The organism is Mesorhizobium sp. M0207, assembly GCF_040321995.1.
Taxonomy (GTDB): domain Bacteria; phylum Pseudomonadota; class Alphaproteobacteria; order Rhizobiales; family Rhizobiaceae; genus Mesorhizobium.
This window is the reverse complement of the sequence record NZ_JAMYSQ010000013.1, coordinates 136,454-156,859: the sequence shown is the minus strand read 5'-3', so window position 1 is coordinate 156,859 and position 20,406 is coordinate 136,454. Positions and strand designations below refer to the sequence as shown.

Here is a 20,406-nt window from a genome sequence, read left to right as displayed (position 1 = left end):
TTTTCGCTAACGCGGACCTTTGGTTCGGGATCATGCTGCCAGTGCCGGTTGGCTCCAGCGGGCGGCAAGCAGCCGGTAGGGGATCAGCGCCACCACCGCTATGACCAGCTTGACGCCGAGATCGCCGAGCGCCCAGGAAATCCAGCGCATCGTCTCGACCGGCAGCACGCCCATCAGCGGCGCGGTTTCCAGCGCAAAGCCGTCGTTGGGCCCGGCGAAGGCGAACGCCGCCGCGAAGGCGACGGTGAAAAACACCACCGTATCGAAAACGGAGCCGACCAGCGTGCCGACGATCGGCGCGCGCCACCAGCTCTGCCGGCGCAGCCGGTTGAATACGGTGACGTCGAGCAACTGCGCGGTGAGGAAGGCGGCGCCCGAGGCAGCGGCAATGCGCACCAGCCGGTCGGCGGCGGTCTCGAATTCGATCAGGCCGTGGCGAAACAGCAGCGGTGGGATGACGATCGAGCAGATCACCGCTGTCATGAAGCCGACAAAGACGATCCTGCGCGCCACCGCCGGCCCATAGCGGCGGTTGGCGAGATCGGTGACCAGGAAGGAGAACGGATAGGTGAAGGCGCCCCAGGTCAGGATGTCGGCCAGCGACAGCCCGCCGATTGAACCTTGCATCGGGAACTGCACGAGGATGTTCGAGGCCACGACGACGAGCGCCATGGCCGCCACGAAGGGCAGGTACCGCGAGAGGAAAATCATTTTTTTATCCTGGGTAATGGAACCAGCGGAACGCGATCCGGAGTTCGGACCACGCCCTGGAAGGCGGCTGCCGCCGAAAAACTCAGGCGGCCGGCTGCTCGGCGATCTTCTTGGCGATCTGCTTCTTCAACAGGCGGGCGCGCTGCGACAATTCCTTGGCATCGGCCTTGGCCAGGAAGGCGTCGAGGCCGCCGCGATGCTCGACCGAACGCAATGCGTTGGCCGAAATGCGCAGGCGCACGTTCTGGTTCAGCGCTTCCGAGATCAGCGTCACATTGACGAGATTGGGCAGGAAGCGACGCTTGGTCTTGTTGTTGGCGTGGCTCACATTGTTGCCGGACATGACTGCCTTGGCAGTGAGTTCGCAGGTGCGGGACATGGTTCTAACCTTCGGTTCTCGGTCCTGGCCAAACATTCGACCCGCGCCGGGTGGCGCGCGGTTTCGGTCAGGCGGCCTCATGGAAAAAGTTGGCGTTCCATAGTTGCATTTCGCCGAGGCGTCAAGCTTGGGGTTGGTTAGTGCCAAGGGAATCAATCAAAAGATGACCGATGCCGGCGCTGCCCCTCATCCGCCTGCCGGCACCTTCCCCCGTATAGTGACGGGGAGAAGGGGCTGGGCCGCAGGCTCGGCGCTTTCTGCAACTCCGCAAATTGGCGAAACCGTTTGCAAGGCGACCTTCTCCCCGTCCCTATACGGGGAGAAGTGCCCGGCAGGGCGATGAGGGGCTGCGCAAACCTGTCGCGATTTTCCAGGTGGCCACATTTTGTTCTTGCTTTGTGCCGGCAGCTATGCTACTAATTTCGGTATGGTGCTAATTGGCTCCAACGACCCGCCCGTCGAGGCGGGTTTTTTATTTCTGGCCCTGGACCCTCCCCAGCGTTCCCTGCCGACGCCGCCTTTCACATTAAGGCCGGAATTCAGCCTATAAGCGGTCGCACAGGGACATGCCAGACCGGAGCCGCCCGTCCGGTCGACAATCAAGGACCCGCCATGCCTCGTTCTTTCCTCCATGCCCTGGTCGTGCTGTTGGCCGCCGCGTTGCCGACGACGGCTTCGGCCGAGCCGCAATCCTTCACGGGCGAATATTCGGTGTCGTTCCTCGGCCTCTCCGTGGCCAAGGCGAAATTCTCCAGCCATTACGAGGATGACACCTATTCGATCGAGGGCAGCGTTTCCGCCGCCGGGCTCGCCACTTTGTTCGACGATACGCGAGGCACGATCTCGTCGAAGGGCAAGATTTCGGGCAAGCAGTTGCAGCCGCAAGCGTTCCACGCCGACTACACGTCCGGCAAGAAGGCATCGATGATCGACATCCAGTTTGCCAACGGCGTCGTCACCTCGACCAAGGTCGTGCCTGAGCCGAAGAAGCGCAATCCCGAGAATTGGATACCGCTGGTCGGCAGCCATCTCGTATCGGTCCTCGATCCGATGGCCGCCACCGTCATCCATGCCGACAGCCTCGACCAGGTCTGCGGGCGCACGGTGAAGCTCTATGACGGCGAAATGCGTGCCGATCTGAAACTGACCTACGAGTCCAAAGGGTCGATCTCGGTGGCCGGCTACAAGGGCGATACGGTCACCTGCAGGCTGGGCTTCGAGCCGGTGGCCGGCTACCGCAAGAACCGCAAGGCGCTGAATTACCTGAAGAAACGCAGCCGCATCATGGTGACGTTTGCACCGGTCGGCCAAAGCGGCGTATATGCGCCGATCCGCGCCACGGTCAGCACGCAAATCGGCCCGTTGACGATCAGCGCGGAGCGGTTCGAAGCAAACGAATAGGCGTGATGGTGCGCCGCCAACGATGGGCAGGGGGCGACGGGTATGGCGCGCGCAACACTGATCGGCTTCTCCGCGGTCGCCATGTGGGCGCTGCTGGCGCTGCTTACGGATGCTTCGGGCGCCGTGCCGCCGTTCCTGCTTTCGGCAATCACCTTCACGATCGGCACTTGCGTCGGGCTGTTTGCCCGGCTGTTCATGCCGGCAGCCGATGGCGCCGCGAAGATACCGCGCCAGGTCGAAATACCACGCAAAGTCTGGGTGATCGGCATTGCCGGCCTGTTCGGCTACCACTTCTTCTACTCCACCGCGCTGCGCAATGCGCCGGCCGTCGAGGCCAGCCTGATCGCCTATCTGTGGCCGCTGCTGATCGTGCTGGGGTCGGCGCTGATGCCGGGCGAGCGGTTGGCCTGGAACCACGTCGCCGGCGCGCTGCTCGGCCTTGCCGGCACGGTCCTGATCGTCACCAAGGGCGGCGGCGGGCTTGCCTTCGATGCGCGTTATGCCTTCGGCTATGCAATGGCCGGCGTCTGCGCGGTGCTGTGGTCGTCCTATTCGCTGTTGTCGCGGCGCTTCCCGTCGGTGCCGACCAGCATCGTCACCTGGTTCTGCGCCGCCACCGCGGCGCTTTCGCTGGTCTGCCATCTGTTGCTGGAAGAGACGGTGCTGCCCAACGGCGCCGGCCAGTGGCTGGCCGTGCTCGGCCTCGGTCTGATGCCGGTGGGGGCGGCGTTCTATGCCTGGGACATCGGCGTCAAGCGCGGCAACATCCAGGTGCTGGGGGCGGCGAGCTATGCCGCGCCGCTGCTGTCCACCCTGGTGCTGATCGCCGCCGGCTTCGCCGAGCCGTCATGGCGCATCCTCGCCGCCTGCGTGCTGATCACCGGCGGCGCGGCACTGGCGGCGAAATCGCTGTTCCTGCGCAAGGGGGCCACGAGCGAGGCAAACGCATGATGCCGTTTCCCGGCGGCATCGATGCCAATGCCAATGCGACGCTGCTGTTTTCGCTGGCGGCGGCGGTGATTTACGCGTTCAGCCTCGGCATGCCGCCGCGCCTTTCGCGGTCGGCGGCAAGGACATTGGCGGTGGCGATGCTGGCGGTGCTGGTCGCGCAGCAGCGCGGCCCATGGCTGCTCGTCGCCGCGCTCGGCGTCAGTGCCGTCGGCGACGCCTTCCTGTCGCGCGACGGCGAGAAGGCATTTCTTGGCGGCGCGGCCAGTTTTCTTGCCGCGCATGTGCTTTACGTCGTGCTGTTCCTGCGTGCCGGCGGCGGCCTCGGGCTGCTCTCGGCCGAACCGTGGCGAGGAATTATTGCCCTGGCGATGGCCGTGTCGGTGTTGGCGATGATTTTCGCGCTCTGGCGCCGCGTCGGCCCGGCCTTGCGTTTGCCGATTGGCATCCATGCCGCGGCACTGCTTGCCATGGGCCTTGCGGCGCTCACCCTGAACAGCGTCGGGGTCATTGGCGGCATCGTCCTGCTCATGCTGTCCGACGGGCTGCACGCCGCGGAAAAGTTCCTGCTGCCCGCCATCTCGCCGCACCGCATTGGGGTGCGCCATGGGGTCTGGGCGCTGTACTACGCCGGCCAGCTGGCGATCACGCTGGGTTTCCTGCTGGGCTAGGGTGCCTAGGGCGTGCCCGGCAGCCAGCCTGGTTCGGCGAGTTCGAAGGCGGCGAAATCGAAACCCGGCGCCACGGTGCAGCCGACCAGGGTCCATTCGCCGAGGCTGCGCGCCGACTGCCACCAGCCTGCCGGCACGACGATCTGCGGCCGCTCGCCCGCGGCAAGCGCCGTACCGAGGATCTCCTCGATGACGGGACCGCCTTCTCGGTGTATCGATAGCGCCAGCGGCGCACCGTCATAGAAATGCCAGACCTCGGCCGCGTCCTTGACCCGGTGCCAGGCCGACAATTGGTCCTTCTCGAGGAGGAAATAGATCGCCGTCGAATGCCCGCGCGTGCCTGCCGTGCCGTCGCGAAAGGTCTCGGCATACCAGCCGCCTTCCGGATGCGGCTTCAGGCCGAGCAGGGCGATGATTTCGGCGGAACTGGTCATGACCCTAGCTCCTGGCGCCGCTCAGAAATTGTCCTTGCGCTTGCGGATCTCGGCGAACACTTCGGCGTCGGAGGCGTTCTCGAGGCCGAGATGCCTGCGGATCGCCGGATCGTGCCAGCGCAGGAACGGATTGGTCGACAGTTCCTCGCCGATGGTCGTCGGCAGCGTCGGTTTGCCGTCGGCGCGCAGCGCCTCGACCTTGGCGGCACGCTCTTTCAGCGCCGAATTGGTCGGGTCGACGGTGAGTGCGAAACGGGCATTGGCCAGCGTATACTCATGGCCGCAATAGACGACCGTCTCGGCCGGCAGCGCCGCGAGCTTCTTCAGGGATTCGTACATCACCGGCGGCTTGCATTCGAGCAGCCGCCCACAGCCGAGCGCAAACAGCGTGTCGGCGGCGAATGCTACTTTCGACGCCGGCAGATGATAGGTGACATGGCCGGCGGTATGGCCGGGCGTGGCGATGACCTCGATCCGCTCGTCGCCGAGATGGACGACCGAGCCTTGCTCGATAGTTTCGTCGATGCCGGGAATCTTCGCCTTTTCGGCTTCCGGCCCGACAATGCGCAGCTTGAAACGCTCCTTCAGCGCCAGATTGGCCTCGACATGGTCGAGATGGTGGTGAGTGGTCAGGATCATCGTCGGGGTCCAGCCGGTGCGCTTGATCGCCGCCAGGATGGGCGCCTCCTCGGGCGCATCGATGAGCGCCGTCTGGCCGCTTTTCGGGTCGTGCACCAGCACGCCGAAATTGTCGCTGCGGCACATGAATTGTTCTATCTCGACCGGCATCGCATCTCTCCCTTTATTGCCGCAGACATAGGGCGCCTGCCAGCCGATGTCATCTGCCTTTGTTGAACTTGGACTGCTTCGAAGCTACCGTTCCGAGCATGCATTCAGACATTGTCGATCTCCGTTCGTTTTATTCGACCACGCTCGGCCGCCTGGCCGAACGCTCGATCACCATGGCGCTGTCCTCGATATGGGCCGTCGTGCCCAACGAGCGGCTGGTCGGCCTCGGCTACACCTTGCCATGGCTGGAGCGCTTCGGCAGCGATGCCGAGCGCGTCTTTGCCTTCATGCCGGCAACGCAGGGCGCGGTGGTCTGGCCGGCGACGGGGCCGACGGCGACCGCCCTGGTCTTCGAGGAGGAACTGCCGCTGGTCGATTCCTGCATCGACCGCATGCTGCTCGTCCATTCGCTCGAACATGTCGAGAACCCGCGCGAGACGCTGAACGAGATCTGGCGGGTGCTGTCACCGGCCGGCCGTGTCGTCATCGTCGTGCCGAACCGGCGCGGCGTCTGGGCACGCTTCGAGCATACGCCTTTCGGCAATGGCCGGCCGTTCTCGCGCGGCCAGCTGACCGAATTGCTGCGCGAAGCGAATTTCACGCCGGCGGCGTGGTCCGATGCGCTGTTCTTCCCGCCGTCGCCGCGACGTTTCATGATGCAGTTCCATAATGTGCTGGAACGCGCCGGCCGGCGCTTCTGGCCGATCTTTTCCGGCGTTATCGTCGTCGAGGCGCAGAAGCGGCTCTATCAAGGCGTGCCGGTTGCCCAGCGCGCGTCCCGCCGCGTCTTCGTGCCGGTTCTCTCGCCGCATGGCGCGCCGACGCTTGGCCGGGCTGTCGCGGGCCAAACGTCCGACACCGCCAGGATGACGCGTTCGTGATCCGAGACGTGCTTTTTCACGCCTATCTGACGATATCAGGTTTGCTGTCCGACTGAAGGCCGTGCGGCCGATCCTATGACCGGTTTGGCATTGCTCCGAATGCAAGGATTTAACCGATGGATGATCGTCCGGATGTCGAGGCCAGCGCCCAGAAGCTTGCCACGTCGATCGAGGCCAGCAGCCTGCGTGAGCAGCTGGCAACAATCAAATTGGCACTGACCAGCTCGCCAGTGCGAAAACAATTGCTTTGGGCAGCGATCGGCATCGTCGCCGTCATCGTGGCGAGCTCGATCGGGCAGGTTCTGCTCAATCGCTGGAACCAGCCTTTCTACGACGCGCTGGCGCGGCGCGACATGCCGGCTTTCCTGCATCAGCTTCTGGTCTTTGCCGGCATCGCCGGCGGGCTTGTGGTGCTCAATGTCGGCCAGACCTGGCTCGACCAGATGCTCCGCCTGAAGCTGCGCGAGGCGCTGACGCTCGACCTGATCGACGAATGGATGCGGCCGGCGCGTGCCTTCCGGCTGACCCATGCCGGCGCCATCGGCGTCAATCCCGACCAGTGCCTGCAGCAGGATGCCGGGCATCTCTCCGATCTTTCCACCGGTCTTGGCATCGGCCTACTGCAGTCCTGCATCCTGCTTGCCTCGTTCGTTGGGGTCCTGTGGTCGCTGTCCTCCGGCTTCGTCTTCCACATAGGCGGCCATTCGCTGGCCATACCCGGCTACATGGTCTGGGCGGCGATCCTTTATGCCGGCACCGCCTCCTGGTTGAGCTGGTTGGTCGGGCGACCGTTGATCCGCTTCAACAACGATCGCTATACGCGTGAAGCGGAGCTGCGCTCCTCGGTGGTTCGCGTCAACGAGAATGTCGATGCCATCGCGCTGGCGCATGGCGAGGCCGATGCCAGGCGCCGGCTCGAATTCGATCTCGGCATGGTGCTGGGCGCCATGCGGCGCATCTACAGCGCCCAGATCAATCTTTCCTGGGTTACCGACACCTATGGCTGGATCACTGTCGTCGCGCCGATCCTGGTCGCCTCACCGGTCTATTTCGCCGGCGATATCAGCTTTGGCGGCTTGATGATGGCAGTCGGCGCTTTCAACCAGGTCCATTCGTCGCTGCGCTGGTTCATCAACAATATCGGCGGCATCGCCGATTGGCGCGCTACGCTGATGCGGGTCGCCGACTTCCGCATCGCGCTTGCCGACACCGACGCGCTGCACCATACGGAAAGGCGCATTTCGTTCGGCGAAAACCCGGACGGCAGCCTGACCTTCGAGAAACTCGAGGTCGCCTCGCCGGAGGGATGCACCAAGCTTGCCGAGCCGCATGTCGAAATCCGCGCCGGCGACCGGGTCATGATCACCGGAGATCCGGGCGCCGGCAAGACGCTGTTCTTCCGGGCCATTGCCGGTCTGTGGCCATGGGGCAGCGGACGGATCGGCATGCCGGCGGGAGAAGCGCCGATCTTTGTTCCGCGTACCCCCTATTTCCCGCTCGGCAAGCTGCGCGAGGTGCTCAACCATTCAGACGGCGCGGCGGAGGCGAGCGATGCCGAGATCTCGGAGGTGCTGGCCGATGTCGGGCTGCAACGCCTGTCGTCCTCGCTCGATCGCTCGGCGCGCTGGGAGCGTGAGCTCAGCGACGACGAGCAGCGTCTGCTGGCCTTTGCCAGGCTGGCCTTGCGACGGCCGAAATGGGTGATCATCGACGAGGCGCTGGACGCGTTCGACGGCCCAACGCTGAGGCAAGTGCTGTCGATGCTGGAGAAGCGCCTTCCCGACGCCGCGATCCTCAATATCGGCCGCGGCCAGCACAATGCCCGCTTCTTCCGGCGGGCGTTGACCATCGTCAAGGATGCCGGCCAGCCGCCACTCAAGCCGGCCCGTATCAGGGCAGGTGCCATCGAACCGCCCCCGGTTGTCGTTTCGGCTGGCCGAAAGAAATAGAAGGCAAGCTTTATTTCGCCGCGATCGCGGCGAAAAACTGTCGCGATCGTTTCAGATGGGAACGTTCCGATCGGCCATGCTTGACGCTCTCGCCCTGCTCGCCTGCCTTGCCTGCACCCCGGCGGCACCTGCGGCCGCACCGGCCAATGCAATTGCCGTCGATGTCGAGCTGGTGCTGGCCGTCGACATCTCGCAGTCGATGGATGAAAGGGAGTTTGCCCTGCAGCGCGCCGGCTATGTCGCGGCGCTGCGCCACCCCGACTTCATCAACGCCGTGCGTGCCGGCACCTTCGGCCGCATCGCCATCGCCTATTTCGAATGGGCCGGCACCATCCGCGACGATGCGGTCATTGCCTGGCAGGTCGTCGACAGCAAGGAGAGCGCCAACGCTTTCGCCGACAAGATCGCGGCCCGCCCGTTCAGGAGCTTTCGCGGCACCTCGATTTCCGGTGCTGTGGCTTTCGGTGCCGAGCTTTTCAACGGCACGGCCTTCACCGGCAAACGCCGCGTCATCGACGTCTCGGGGGACGGCCCAAACAACACCGGCTTGCCGGTCACAACGGCACGCGATGCGGCGCTGGCGAAGGGCATCGTCATCAACGGGCTGCCGATCCTGATCAGCCCGTCACCCACCTTCAGCCATCTCGACCGGTACTATGCCGAATGCGTCACCGGCGGGCCGGGCTCGTTCGTGCTGCCGATCTATGCTGCTTCCGAATTCGCCACCGCCACTCGCCGCAAACTGATCCTCGAGGTCAGCGGCATCGAGTATCCCAAGGTGGATCCGAGGACGATCCGCATCGACGCACCGATCGACTGCCTGCAAGGCGAGCGCGACCGAAGGTTTTTCTCGGACCCATATTTCCCGGAACTCGACCGATAAGGCTGGCCCAGGGGTAAGCTAAGCTGGTGGCAGGCCGAAGGCCGGGAACAGAGATGGCCCGAGCGGCCCTATGAAGATCGTCAAGGAAGCGATCCCGCCCTCGGCTGCGTCGAACACATGCAGGGAATGGGCCCGCCATTCAGGGCCATCGTGGCTGCGGGAATAAACCCCGACCGCCGGCTGGGCATTGGCGCGGGTAGCCAGCGTGCGGAAGCCGCCAAACCTCGGCCAGACGGTCTCGAAGAAACCGCGGATCGCTTCGCGGCCTTGATACCATTCACGCCAAGGCGGCATGGTGTAGATGGCGTCCTGACGCAGCAGCTCGATCAAGCCGTCGAGATTGGCGGCCTGCCAGGCCTGCATGTAGCGTTCGAGCAGCAGGCCTTCTTCGCGGCTGGGCCGTGATCGGCTGGCCGGCCGTCCCTGAGGATAGCGCGCCGCCAGCGTTACGCGGGCTCGCTGCAACGCGCTGTTGATCGAAGCCGTCGATCCGCCCAGCAAACGCGCCGTCTCGACAGCCGACCATCCGAGGACGTCGGCAAGCAGCAGCGCGGCGCGCTGCCTGGGCGGCAGATCCTGGATCGCCGCGACGAAGGCGAGCTGGACGGCCTCGCGGCTCTCGTAACGGGCTTCCGGACCTGGCTCGCTGCCGGCAATGTCTGGAAGCTCGGCGTCGGGGTAGGGCTCCAGCCAGGCGATGTCGGCTACCGGCCCGCCTATGGCCGCCCCGTGCGAGGGCGGCCGTCCGGGTTCCCGGAGAATGCGACGCGCCCTCGACCTCGCCTTGATGGCGTTGAGGCAAGCGTTGGTCGCGATCATGTAGAGCCAACCGCGAACCGAACCTCGCCCGTCGAACTCCGATCTTGCGCGCCAGGCGCGAAGCAACGTGTCCTGGACGAGGTCGTCGGCCTCGTGCAGCGAACCCATCATGCGATAACAATGCAGCTTGAGCTCGCGGCGATGCGCGGCCGTGACCTTCTCGAAGGCCAGCCGATCGAGGATCGGCTGGCGTGATGGTTGCAGAGGTGGTTGACCGTTTGTCATGTGGCTTCTGCGGTTACGAGCGAGCGTTGCATTACGCGCCCCTCAGGCGGCCGGGGCAAGCCCGCTACCGCTCACCATGAAGGAACTGCCTTGCGGCTGGCCGGTGGCGAGTGCGACCACCGCCCGTCCGACATCGGCCGGCGTTTGCATGTCGGTCATGGCGGCGATGAAGTCCGCCGGCTGGATGCCCATATAGGCCGCTATGCTGTCGGCGCCGGCTTTGCCCACGCCGGTTTCCGGCATGATGCGCATCGGCGCGAGCGCCATGAAGCGCAGGCCGAGGCCAAGCCGGTCGGCCTCCTTCTGGCTATGACCGGCCAGGAACATCTGCATGCGTTTTGCGCCAGCATAGCCGCCGGCGTTCGGTGGTCCGCCGGTCAAGGCCGCGCCGCTGGAGATCAGAACGATCCGGGTCCCCGGCTTGAGCGGACGCCGCAGAGCGGCCCGGCAAAACAGGAACGACGCCTTGACGTCCGTGTCCCAATTTGCCGAGAACGCCTTCCAGTTCTGTTCATGCACCGGCGCAGAAGGCGCCAGCGCACCTGCGCAGATCACCAGTACGTCCGGCTCAAGCGCGGCGAAGACCTTATCCGGGGCGGAGTCCATCGTAGCATCGACCGCGAGCGTCTTCACGCCCGAGACCTCCCAGGCAAATTGCGCCAGGGCCTGTTTTCCGCGGGCGACGGCCAGCACTGTCGCTTTCTCCTTGAGAGCGGCCTCCGCGATCGAGCGGCCGACACCACGGCTGCCTCCGACGACGACGACATTCTGATTTTGCAACGATCCCATGGATCACCTCTCGTTCCCGGCCGCCGGACCATCCAGGCGCGCTCATCGAAAGGACAGCGCAGGTGGGTGGAAATCATCGGTGCCAGGCGGAAATATCTTTCAGCTGACGGCAGCGGCGCGTCGGTTTTGTATTCAGTGTCATTACCTCGGGGGTAATCGACCTGTGCGCGACGTCTCGGCAAACTGCTCCCATCAAGCCGGTTGTCCGGCCTTCGACCACAAGGAGTTACGCCATGACCGCCTACGCCGTCGCCCATATGCGCCAGGTCACGCCGGGACCGCAGATCGTCGAGTACCTGCACAAGATCGATGCCACGCTGGAACCGTTTGGCGGCCGCTTCGTGGTGCACGGAGGCGAGGTGGAAGTCGTTGAAAACACCTGGCCGGGCTATCTCATAGTCATCGAGTTTCCCAACCGGCAGCAGGCACGTGCATGGTACGACTCGCCCGCCTATCAGGAGATATTGCCGCTGCGTACCGGCAATTCCCGGTCCGATGTGGTCTTCGTTGATGGCGTCCAGCACCCGCACAAGGCCACGGACGTGCTTGAATAGAGGGAATGATCGGGTACAACCGGCGTCTATGGTGCCGCCATCTATCTGGCGGCACCGAATTTGGATCGCGTCTGCATCGGCAGCTTCACCGCCCCTGCAGCACCTTGATCGCGTTGGACATGTCGCCATGCGACAATGCAGCCAGGTAATCCGAGTAGTTGATCCTCCCGTTCGCGAAGCCGTTCATCAATCGCGTGCAGAACGTGTGTTCCAATCCGGCATCCGGGACGTTCATGAGCGCGGCGAGGTTTGCCCTTTCAACCTTGCCGAACCGCATCTTGAATTTGGTCATGCACCGCTGGATCGCCTGCCGTTTCAGCGCCGGGCTGCCGCTCAACGCGACTTGTCCATTCTGGAAATCGGTCTTCGACGTCGTGCATCCGGAAATCAAAGTGGCCGACATCAAAGCTGTTGCTAATACTAACGTCTTCATTGCTTCCCCCAAACCAACCCGTTTGAGACCTGTTAAAGCAACAAAGAATGCCGGGCAACTTCATTGGATTGAAAATTGAAAATATGGTTTCTTGCGCAGGTCTGAGGTTCGTTGCTTCTGCCTGTCAAACCTATCGTTTCAGCAGGAATATCGCTTGCTGGCCGAAAAAATTCCAGAACCACCAAGGCATGGAGAAGCCGATCCGCTGGCCGTTGGCGTCGAGCGCGGTTGCCTTTTCCACCGTCGCGCCAAGCTCGTCGCACAGATTGACGAAGTCGCGAATGGTGCAGAAATGGATGTTGGGCGTGTCGTACCAGGAATAGGGCAGGTCCTTGGTCACCGGCATGCGGCCGTTGAAGAGCAGCGAAAGGCGCACCCGCCAGTGGCCGAAATTCGGGAATGAGACGATGGCGCGGTTGCCGATCCGGAGCAGTTCGTCGAGCACCAGCTTCGGATTGCGGGTCGCCTGCAAGGTCTGCGACAGAACGACGAAGTCGAAACCCTTGTCGGGATAGAATTGGAGATCCTTGTCGGCATCGCCTTGAATAACCGACAGGCCGCGCGCCACGCATTCGTTGACGCCGCGTTGCGACAGTTCCAGCCCGCGGCCATCGACCTTCTTGGTCTCCTGCAGCAATTCGAGCAGCAGGCCGTCGCCGGAACCGACGTCCAGCACCCGCGACTGCGGCGGGATGAGATCGGCGACGACTTCGAGATCGACGCGCTGGGCGCGGTTGACGCTCATGCGTTCGGCTCCTGCCTGGCGCATGATCCTGATCCGAAAAGTCTGCAACTTTTCGGGGTCATGCGCTGATGCCTGGCGCATGGTCCTGATCCGAACGGTCCGCAACCTTTCGAGGTCATGCGCCGAGCCCTCTCGCCCGAGCGGCCGAGGCGATAAAGCCTTTGATGGCGGCGAACAGTTCGGGCTCGTCGAGCAGAAAGGCGTCGTGGCCGCGGTCGGTCTCGATCTCGACGAACGAGACCGAAGCGCCGGCCGCGTTCAGCGCGTGCACGACCGAGCGGCTCTCTTCGGTCGGGAACAGCCAGTCGCTGGTGAACGAAACCAGGCAGAAGCGCGTCTTGGTGCCGGCGAAGGCATCGGCCAACCGGCCGCCATGGTCGGCGGCGAGATCGAAATAATCCATCGCCCGGGTCATGTAGAGATAGGAGTTGGCATCGAAGCGATCGACGAAAGTCATGCCCTGATGGCGCAGATAGCTCTCGATCTGGAAGTCGGCATCGAAACCGAAGGTCAGGGCTTCGCGGTCCTGCAGGTTGCGGCCGAACTTGCGGTGCAGCGCTGCTTCCGATAGATAGGTGATGTGGGCGGCCATGCGCGCCACCGCCAGCCCCTTTTCCGGCCGCTTGCTGTGCTCGAAATACTTGCCGCCATGCCAGTCCGGGTCGGCCATCACCGCCTGCCTGCCGACCTCGTGGAAAGCGATGTTCTGCGAGGAATGGCGGGCGCCGGTGGCGATCGGCAGCGCCGAGAAGACGCGCTCCGGATAGCTGGAGGCCCATTGCAGCACCTGCATGCCGCCCATCGAGCCGCCCAGCACGCTGAACAGCTGTTCGATGCCGAAATGCTCGACCAGCATCAGCTGCGCCCGCACCATGTCGCGGATGGTGATGATCGGCAGGTCGAGCCCGTAGGGCTTGGCGGTGGCGGGATTGGTCGAGGCGGGGCCGGTGGAGCCGAGACAGCCGCCGATGACGTTTGACGAGATGACGAAGAAACGGTCGGTATCGATGATCTTGCCGGGACCGATCAGCACTTCCCACCAGCCCGGCTTGCCGGTCACCGGATTGGTGTTGGCGACATGCTGGTCGCCGGTCAGCGCATGGCAGACGAGGATGGCGTTGGAGCGCGCGTCGTTGAGCGTGCCATAGGTCTGGTAGGCGATCTGGAACGGCGACAGCAGCGTGCCGGCGTCGAGCTTGAGCGGCTTGTCGGCGCCGAAACGCAACACCGGGCTCGACGGCTGGTCGGCCTCGTTGTTGGTTTTTCGCGCGCGCAAAGCGACCATCACATCTCCTTGCCCGGCCTTCAGTTGTCCACCGGTCCGGGCAACAGCCAGTCAGGGCAACAAAAAACCGGCCATGCCTTCGCAGAGCCGGTTACAAGATGCAAACGGCCCTTTAGCAAGTTGTTTAACGTGGCTGCAAGCCGACCGGCCAAATCACCACGGAACTGTTGCTGCTCTTCTAGGACCGACGCATGGCTTCGTCAACGGCAAGTTCTTGATCCCGAATTGCCGCCCCTCGACATTCCGGGCCACGGCTTGTATTTCCGCTGCGGCTTCCGGACGGAGGCACTCTCGACGGATTTCATGAAATGAGCCAGACACCGGATCAGACACGTCCAAAGCCCCGCGCCGGCATCATGGACATCGAAGCCTATGTGCCCGGCAAGAGCGCGGCGCCTGAAGGTGTCGCCAAGGTCCATAAATTGTCGGCGAACGAGAACCCGCTCGGCCCTTCGCCAAAGGCGATAGAGGCCGCGCGCGCGGTCGCCGACAAGCTCGCGGTCTATCCCGACGGCAGCGCCAGGCGCCTGAGGGAAGCGATCGCCGAGGTGCACGGGCTCAACCCGGCGAACATCGTCTGCTCCAACGGCTCCGACGAGATTCTGGGCCTGCTGGCGCAGACCTACCTCGCACCCGGCGACGAAGCCATCATCACCGAACACGGCTTCATGGTCTACAAGATCTACATACAGTCGGCCGGTGCCGTCCCGGTAACGGTCAAGGAGACCGATGAACGCGCCGACATCGATGCGATCCTCGCCGCGGTGACGCCGGCTACCCGGATCATCTTCCTTGCCAATCCAAACAATCCAACCGGCACCTACGTGCCGTTCCAGGAGGTGCGCCGCCTGCATGCCGGCCTGCCGCGAAACGTGCTTCTGGTGCTGGATGCAGCTTACGCCGAATATGTCCGGCGCAACGATTATGAAGCCGGCGTCGAGTTGGTGGGCAGCGCGGAAAACGTGGTCATGACCCGCACTTTCTCCAAATTGGGCCTGGGCGGGGCGCGGATCGGCTGGATGTATGCGCCAATGCACGTCATCGACGCGATCAACCGCGTGCGGGGACCCTTCAACGTCAATGCGACGGCAATCGAGGCCGGCATCGCGGCGATCCGCGACCGTGCCCACATCGAACGCAGCGTCGCGCACAACGAGACCTGGCTGGCCTGGCTGAGCGAGCAATTAAGCGGGCTCGGGCTGCGGGTGACGCCGAGCGTCGGCAATTTCATCCTCATCCACTTTCCCGAGGACAAAAAGCATTCGGCGGCGGCCGCCGACGACTACCTCAGTGCGCGCGGCTACATATTGCGGCGCGTTTCCGGCTACGGTTTTCCGAACGCGCTGCGCATGAGCATCGGCACCGAAGAGGCCAATCGCGGCGTTGTCGCAGCACTCGCGACATTCCTGAAAAGCTAGAACACCATGACCTCACCGATGTTCGAAAAGATCGCGCTGGTCGGCATCGGCCTGATCGGCTCGTCGCTGGCCCGCGTCATCCGCCGCGAGGGACTCGCCGGCCAAGTCGCGATTTCGACGCGCAGCGACGCGACGCTGGCACGGGCGAGCCAACTCGGCCTTGGCGACACCTATGCGACGGATGCGAAAGAGGCGGTTCGCGATGCTGATCTGGTTATCGTTTCGGTGCCGGTCGGCTCTTCAGGCACGGTCGCCGCGGAGATCGCGCCGGCGCTGAAGAAGGGCGCCATCCTCACCGATGTCGGCTCGACCAAGGCATCGGTGATCGCGCAGATGCAGCCGCATGTGCCTGATGGCGTGCACTTCATCCCCGGCCATCCTTTGGCCGGCACCGAAAAATCGGGACCGGACGCCGGTTTTGCCGAACTGTTCGAGAACCGCTGGTGCATTTTCACGCCTCTGCCCGGTACCGATCCCGCAGCACTGGAAAAGCTCTCGGAATTCTGGCGCCGCTGCGGCTCCAACATCGACACGATGGACCCGCAGCATCACGACATGACGCTGGCCATCGTTTCGCACCTGCCGCACATCATCGCCTATAACATCGTCGGTACCGCCGACGATCTGGAGTCGGTGACCAAGTCCGAGGTCATCAAATACTCGGCTTCCGGCTTTCGCGACTTCACTCGTCTCGCGGCGTCCGACCCGACCATGTGGCGCGACGTCTGCCTGCACAACAAGGACGCCATTCTCGAAATGCTGGCGCGGTTTTCCGAGGATCTGTCCTCGCTGCAGCGGGCGATCCGCTGGGGCGACGGCGAAAAACTGTTCGACCTGTTCACCCGCACCCGCGCCGTCCGCCGCTCGATCATCGAGGCCGGCCAGGATATCGACGTACCGGATTTCGGCCGCCAGGCAGTCGAACACCCGCCGAAGGGATAAGCCGCGGCAGGCCGATCGCAGGCCGGCCTGGCTTAGAGCGGTTCATCGTTTCACAGAAACGCCGAACGGCTCTATCTCTTTGTTTTGCGCAATTCCGGACGGAAAACCGTTTCACACTTTTCCTGGGATTGCTCTAGTCGAGCGGCTTGATCTTGCCGAGCGGGATGAAGCCGAGCGAGGCCTTGCCCCTGACGATCTTCAGCGGCATCGACGGCTGGTTGCCGAGGAGCGCCAGTCCGGCAAAGCCGGTCTGGATCTCTTTCTTCTGCTCGGGGATGGCGGTGGCGAGGATTGCCGCCACGGCCTTTGGATCATTGAGCCTGATCGTCAGGTCGGCATTTATGAGACCGTCGTCATCGACCGACAGCGGTCCGGAAACGGTGATGCGCGCAGTTCCGGACGACAGATCGAGCTCGTGGATTTCGGCCGCCTGGCCGCGCAGGCTCTTCGGATTTGCCTTGATCAGTGTCACGCCGTTCTTCAGCGTCACGTCGCCGCTGCCGTCGAGCGGCGGCAAGACGCGCCCGCCGATGGCCGCCGCGTCGATTTCAAGATCGGTGAAATTGCCGGCATAGTCGATGTCCGGGCCGTTTGGGCGCAATTGTCCGGTGGCGGTTCCGGCGCTGAACAGCGAGATGGGATCGGTGTCGTCTGCCGGATCGGTCTGGCCGGACAGGCCTTCTGCCTGCAGCGAGAGGCGGCTCGGCAGCGGCCAGGACAGCTTCATGTCGGCCCGCAGATCATCCCAGTCGATCCAGAGCGGGGTCATGCCGGGAACAGAGGTCCTGAGCGGCCCCCTGAGCTCGGCGGCAGGCGACAGAAGCCGGGTGATCTGCGTGGCGGCGTTGATCTTGCCTGTCGATGCCGCGACGTTGCGGCTGTCGTCCTCGTAAGCCAGGCTGTCGCAGGAAACGGTGAAGCTGAAGGGATAGCCGCTGACCGCGAGATTGGCGCAGTCGGCCTTGATGCCTTTGTCGTCGAGATCGGCGACCGCCTTTTTGGTGGCGCTCTCGACCAGGTCCGCCAGGTAGAACCAGCCGGCGCTGTAGATGCCGAACAGCACGAGGATGAAAGCGGCAAGCCACAACAGGCGGCGACGTTGGCTGGGCGGCGGGCGCTCGTCACTTGACGTCATGCTGCGGCTTTCGTTAACGCGGGGTGGCACGGGCGGGCTGTCGCTTGCGGCACCAACAGGTAGGCGGACTGAAACACCACCGGTGAGGTGGTCGTCACAATCAGGCTTGGCGATATGGGCGATTTTTGGGTTTTTGGCTACGGCTCACTGATCTGGCGACCGGGATTCGCACATGTCGAGACGCGGCGCGCCCGCCTGCATGGCTACCGCCGTTCGCTCTGCGTCTATTCTTTCGTGCATCGCGGCACGCGCGAACGGCCGGGCCTGGTGCTCGGCCTCGACCGCGGAGGCTCCTGCATCGGGCTGGCGTTCCGGGTTCCAGGCGAGCTGCGCAACGAGGTCATTACCTATCTGCGCGAACGCGAGCTGGTCACCAACGTCTATCTCGAACGTGTGCTCAGCGTTCGCCTCGACAAGGGTGAAACGGATGGGGGCAAGACGGTCGACGCCGTCGCCTATGTCGTGGACCGCAGCCATGAGCAATATGCCGGTGCGCTCGACCCGGCCGAGGCGGCGGCCGTCGTTCGCGGCGCCGTCGGCCAATCGGGGAGGAATGAGGATTACGTGCTCAGCACGCTGGAGCACCTCGAAGCACTGGGTATAAGCGACCACTGGCTGGAAGACGTGACGAGACGGATCACGACGTAGCTTCGGTGCCGTGACGCGGGCTACATCCTGAAAATCTGTTTACCAAGATCGGCGCGATCCAGGCTGTTTGCCACGGCAAGCTTGAACTCGGTCAGCGGGTGGAGACCGCCGACAGGAACGTGGAAGCCGGGCTGGCCGAAGGTGTCGATAATCTCGCATAGGACAGGCCGGTCGGGTTCGGCAGGCGGCGAAAAGAAGTAGCGATAGATATTCGCCCTGATTTCGACGCCGCTCAGCAAGACATCGAAATTGTGCAGTTCGAAGCGCTCGGCACTCATGCCGCCATTGATCACCATCTGCCCGCCGAGCGCCAGGGTGCGGATCAATTCGCCGCTGACAGGTCCGCCGACATTGTCGATAATCCCGTTCAATCCGGCGCCGCCGGTGATATCCATCACGGCTTCCCGGATACTTGTCTTCAACTCCGAAAGGTCAAGAGTGGCGGCGGCGCCAAGCGTCTTCAGATCGAAGCTTTGGTGCGAGCGCCACACAAGAGCGATGACGTTGATGCCGCGTCGTTGGGCGAACTGCATCACCATTGTCGAAATTGACGAATAGCCGGCCGTGACAGCCAGCCATTGGCCAGGCCGCACACGGGAATCCACCAGCAGATCCCACGCGGTAATGGGGTTCACCATCTGCCCGGCGCGTTCGACAGGATAGCCGGCAGGCAACGGGATCAGCCATTCGGCGGGAATGGCGGCGTACTCGGCCCAGCTGCCATAATAGCTGAACGCGACAAGCATCCCCGGTTCCAGCAAGACGTTCGCGCCAACGGCTTCGACGATGCCGGCGCCATGGTTTCCGGCGATCTGCCGGGGAAAATGCGGCTTCTTCGGTTCGGGATAGAGGTTCTGGATAAACAGGAAGTCGCCCGGATTGATCGAGGCCGAGACCATCCTGACCAGCACCTCGCCGTCGCTGATCCGTGGCATCGGCAGGTCATCCACATAGAGCACGTCGCGCGGCGAACCGATGGCGTCAAATACAATTGCTTTCATGCCGGTCTCCATAACAAACGATCCGAGGCCAACAGTCTGAGCCCCGGCCAGGCCGTGCCGAGACTTGCGTCGGCGCGGCGGAACCTATGGCCGGCCGGCAAAGGTCTGAATTGGCAGATTTGACAATCTATGTGCCAAACTTGCCAGATCGTTTCTTCAGAGGCTGCTGGTTTGGATGCCCGGGACCAGCCTCTTGAAGCCCGACACGGCGCGGCGGGTCGCGGTTTTGTGAAGCGCCGGCGGGCTGGAAAAGAGGCTATGCGTTTGACGTTGCCACGGTGCGACATAGGTTGGCTCGGTCGGCGGCTCCCACCCGCCCCAGCATGAATCACCATGGAGATCAGCCTTGCAGAAACGTCGTCTCGGTCGCACCGACCTATCCATCGCGCCATTGGTTCTGGGCGGCAATGTGTTCGGCTGGACCGCCGATGAGAAAACCTCGTTCGACCTGCTCGACCGCTTTGTCGACGCTGGCCTCAACGCCATCGACACGGCCGATTCCTATTCGCGCTGGATTGCCGGCCACGAGGGCGGCGAATCCGAAACCATCATCGGCAAATGGATGAAGAGCCGTGGCAACCGCGACAAGGTTGTCGTCATCACCAAGGTCGGTTCGGATATGGGACAGGGTAAGAGGGACTTGTCCGCCGCCTATATCGAAAAGGCCATCGATGCTTCGCTGAACAGGCTGCAGGTCGATAGCGTCGATCTCTATCTGTCGCACTGGCCCGACCCGGCGACCCCTTATGAGGAAACGCTCGGCGCTTACCAGAAACTGCTCGACAAGGGCAAAATCCGTTATGCCGGCGCTTCCAACCTCGACGCCGCCCAGCTGCGGGCCGCACTTGACGTAGCAAGCCTGCGCGGCCTGCCGCGCTACGAGGTGCTGCAGCCGGAATACAACCTCTACGACCGCTCGTCCTTCGATGGTCCGCTGCGCGATCTCTGCGCGGCCGAGGACATCGGCGTCATCACCTATTTCAGCCTCGCCAAGGGGTTTCTGAGCGGCAAGTACCGCAGCGAGGCCGACCTCGGCAAAAGTCCGCGCGGTGGCGGTGTGAAAGGCTATCTCAACACCCGCGGCATGCGCATTCTCTCAGCGCTCGACGCGGTGTCGGCCAGACATTCGGCCAAGCCGGCGGAAGTGGCGCTTGCCTGGGTCATGGCGCGGCCCGGCGTCACCGCCCCGATCGCCAGCGCGACGACGCTCGACCAGCTCGACAGCCTGGTGCGTGCCGCGTCGTTGCAGCTCAGCCCGGACGATATCGCCGAGCTCGACAAGGCCAGCGCGTAGCCGCGCACGATCGTTCAAGACCGGCGCCGCTGCCTTGCCCTACCGTCCCTGCCTCGTCACAGGATGCAGCGC

General features: G+C 63.7%; 22 protein-coding genes and 1 riboswitch. Of the genes, 11 read left to right on the top strand and 11 right to left on the bottom strand.

Annotated elements, in window-relative coordinates:
- Positions 1–30: 30 nt before the first annotated feature.
- Positions 31–711 (bottom strand): queuosine precursor transporter, encoded by a 681-nt coding sequence (locus tag NKJ15_RS18790; RefSeq protein ID WP_352505074.1) that lies wholly within the window; start codon positions 709–711, stop codon positions 31–33.
- 82 nt (positions 712–793) lie between these two features.
- On the bottom strand, positions 794–1,090 hold the full coding sequence (gene rpmB / locus NKJ15_RS18785) for a 50S ribosomal protein L28 (RefSeq protein ID WP_352505075.1): 297 nt from the start codon (positions 1,088–1,090) through the stop codon (positions 794–796).
- Positions 1,091–1,702: 612 nt separating this feature from the next.
- Between rpmB and NKJ15_RS18780 the strand changes: the two genes are divergently transcribed.
- The 3 genes from NKJ15_RS18780 to NKJ15_RS18770 are packed head-to-tail and all read left to right on the top strand — an operon-like array spanning position 1,703 to position 4,110.
- Entirely contained in the window at positions 1,703–2,491 is a 789-nt protein-coding gene (locus NKJ15_RS18780; RefSeq protein WP_352505076.1) for a DUF3108 domain-containing protein, read from the top strand.
- Positions 2,492–2,533: 42 nt separating this feature from the next.
- The gene (gene yddG / locus NKJ15_RS18775; RefSeq protein ID WP_352816725.1) at positions 2,534–3,442 is read left to right on the top strand and encodes an aromatic amino acid exporter YddG; all 909 of its coding nucleotides are present in this window, start codon (positions 2,534–2,536) and stop codon (positions 3,440–3,442) included.
- On the top strand, positions 3,439–4,110 hold the full coding sequence (locus NKJ15_RS18770) for a lysoplasmalogenase family protein (protein ID WP_352816723.1): 672 nt from the start codon (positions 3,439–3,441) through the stop codon (positions 4,108–4,110). The genes yddG and NKJ15_RS18770 overlap by 4 nt, the downstream gene beginning before the upstream one ends.
- Before the next feature lie 5 nt (positions 4,111–4,115).
- On the opposite strand, the gene NKJ15_RS18765 is transcribed toward NKJ15_RS18770, so the two are convergent.
- Positions 4,116–4,544: a cupin domain-containing protein gene (locus tag NKJ15_RS18765; protein WP_352816720.1), complete on the bottom strand. Its 429-nt coding sequence runs from the start codon at positions 4,542–4,544 to the stop codon at positions 4,116–4,118.
- 21 nt (positions 4,545–4,565) lie between these two features.
- Positions 4,566–5,333 (bottom strand): hydroxyacylglutathione hydrolase, encoded by a 768-nt coding sequence (gene gloB, locus NKJ15_RS18760; RefSeq protein ID WP_352816717.1) that lies wholly within the window; start codon positions 5,331–5,333, stop codon positions 4,566–4,568.
- Between the two features lie 98 nt (positions 5,334–5,431).
- Between gloB and NKJ15_RS18755 the strand changes: the two genes are divergently transcribed.
- The 3 genes from NKJ15_RS18755 to NKJ15_RS18745 all read left to right on the top strand — a co-directional run bounded on the left by NKJ15_RS18755 (position 5,432) and on the right by NKJ15_RS18745 (position 9,046).
- Complete coding sequence (locus tag NKJ15_RS18755) at positions 5,432–6,214, top strand: class I SAM-dependent methyltransferase (protein ID WP_352816714.1); 783 nt, start codon at positions 5,432–5,434, stop codon at positions 6,212–6,214.
- 116 nt (positions 6,215–6,330) lie between these two features.
- Positions 6,331–8,163, top strand: a complete 1,833-nt coding sequence (locus NKJ15_RS18750) for an ABC transporter ATP-binding protein/permease (RefSeq protein ID WP_352816712.1) — start codon at positions 6,331–6,333, stop codon at positions 8,161–8,163.
- Positions 8,164–8,239: 76 nt separating this feature from the next.
- Complete coding sequence (locus tag NKJ15_RS18745; RefSeq protein WP_023677905.1) at positions 8,240–9,046, top strand: DUF1194 domain-containing protein; 807 nt, start codon at positions 8,240–8,242, stop codon at positions 9,044–9,046.
- An 18-nt stretch (positions 9,047–9,064) separates the two neighbouring features.
- On the opposite strand, the gene NKJ15_RS18740 is transcribed toward NKJ15_RS18745, so the two are convergent.
- Together NKJ15_RS18740 and NKJ15_RS18735 are read right to left on the bottom strand one after the other, a co-directional pair.
- Positions 9,065–10,090 carry an RNA polymerase subunit sigma-70 gene (locus tag NKJ15_RS18740; protein WP_352816710.1) on the bottom strand — a complete coding sequence of 342 codons (1,026 nt, stop codon included), beginning with the start codon at positions 10,088–10,090 and terminating at the stop codon, positions 9,065–9,067.
- Between the two features lie 42 nt (positions 10,091–10,132).
- Entirely contained in the window at positions 10,133–10,879 is a 747-nt protein-coding gene (locus NKJ15_RS18735; protein ID WP_352816707.1) for an SDR family NAD(P)-dependent oxidoreductase, read from the bottom strand.
- Positions 10,880–11,112: 233 nt separating this feature from the next.
- Between NKJ15_RS18735 and NKJ15_RS18730 the strand changes: the two genes are divergently transcribed.
- Entirely contained in the window at positions 11,113–11,433 is a 321-nt protein-coding gene (locus NKJ15_RS18730) for a DUF1330 domain-containing protein (RefSeq protein ID WP_352540204.1), read from the top strand.
- Between the two features lie 85 nt (positions 11,434–11,518).
- Here NKJ15_RS18730 and NKJ15_RS18725 read toward each other — a convergent pair whose 3' ends face one another.
- From NKJ15_RS18725 to metX, 3 genes are all read right to left on the bottom strand, one after another.
- Entirely contained in the window at positions 11,519–11,866 is a 348-nt protein-coding gene (locus tag NKJ15_RS18725) for a hypothetical protein (RefSeq protein ID WP_352471436.1), read from the bottom strand.
- Between the two features lie 130 nt (positions 11,867–11,996).
- Entirely contained in the window at positions 11,997–12,611 is a 615-nt protein-coding gene (metW, locus tag NKJ15_RS18720; protein ID WP_352540336.1) for a methionine biosynthesis protein MetW, read from the bottom strand.
- Between the two features lie 115 nt (positions 12,612–12,726).
- On the bottom strand, positions 12,727–13,896 hold the full coding sequence (gene metX / locus NKJ15_RS18715; RefSeq protein ID WP_352570574.1) for a homoserine O-acetyltransferase MetX: 1,170 nt from the start codon (positions 13,894–13,896) through the stop codon (positions 12,727–12,729).
- A gap of 92 nt (positions 13,897–13,988) precedes the next feature.
- Positions 13,989–14,066, bottom strand: a riboswitch (SAM riboswitch).
- A gap of 138 nt (positions 14,067–14,204) precedes the next feature.
- Here metX and hisC point away from each other — a divergent pair.
- Together hisC and NKJ15_RS18705 are read left to right on the top strand one after the other, a co-directional pair.
- Entirely contained in the window at positions 14,205–15,314 is a 1,110-nt protein-coding gene (gene hisC, locus NKJ15_RS18710) for a histidinol-phosphate transaminase (RefSeq protein ID WP_352816703.1), read from the top strand.
- A 6-nt stretch (positions 15,315–15,320) separates the two neighbouring features.
- Positions 15,321–16,256 carry a prephenate/arogenate dehydrogenase family protein gene (locus NKJ15_RS18705; protein WP_352816700.1) on the top strand — a complete coding sequence of 312 codons (936 nt, stop codon included), beginning with the start codon at positions 15,321–15,323 and terminating at the stop codon, positions 16,254–16,256.
- Positions 16,257–16,389: 133 nt separating this feature from the next.
- On the opposite strand, the gene NKJ15_RS18700 is transcribed toward NKJ15_RS18705, so the two are convergent.
- On the bottom strand, positions 16,390–17,391 hold the full coding sequence (locus tag NKJ15_RS18700; protein WP_352816697.1) for a DUF2125 domain-containing protein: 1,002 nt from the start codon (positions 17,389–17,391) through the stop codon (positions 16,390–16,392).
- A 114-nt stretch (positions 17,392–17,505) separates the two neighbouring features.
- Here NKJ15_RS18700 and NKJ15_RS18695 point away from each other — a divergent pair, with 114 nt between their 5' ends.
- Complete coding sequence (locus NKJ15_RS18695) at positions 17,506–18,039, top strand: gamma-glutamylcyclotransferase (RefSeq protein ID WP_352816695.1); 534 nt, start codon at positions 17,506–17,508, stop codon at positions 18,037–18,039.
- Positions 18,040–18,059: 20 nt separating this feature from the next.
- Here the strand turns inward: NKJ15_RS18695 and NKJ15_RS18690 are convergent, their stop codons facing one another.
- On the bottom strand, positions 18,060–19,040 hold the full coding sequence (locus NKJ15_RS18690) for a quinone oxidoreductase family protein (RefSeq protein ID WP_352816692.1): 981 nt from the start codon (positions 19,038–19,040) through the stop codon (positions 18,060–18,062).
- 346 nt (positions 19,041–19,386) lie between these two features.
- On the opposite strand from NKJ15_RS18690, the gene NKJ15_RS18685 reads away from it, so the two are divergent.
- Complete coding sequence (locus tag NKJ15_RS18685) at positions 19,387–20,334, top strand: aldo/keto reductase (protein ID WP_352816689.1); 948 nt, start codon at positions 19,387–19,389, stop codon at positions 20,332–20,334.
- Positions 20,335–20,406: the final 72 nt, after the last annotated feature.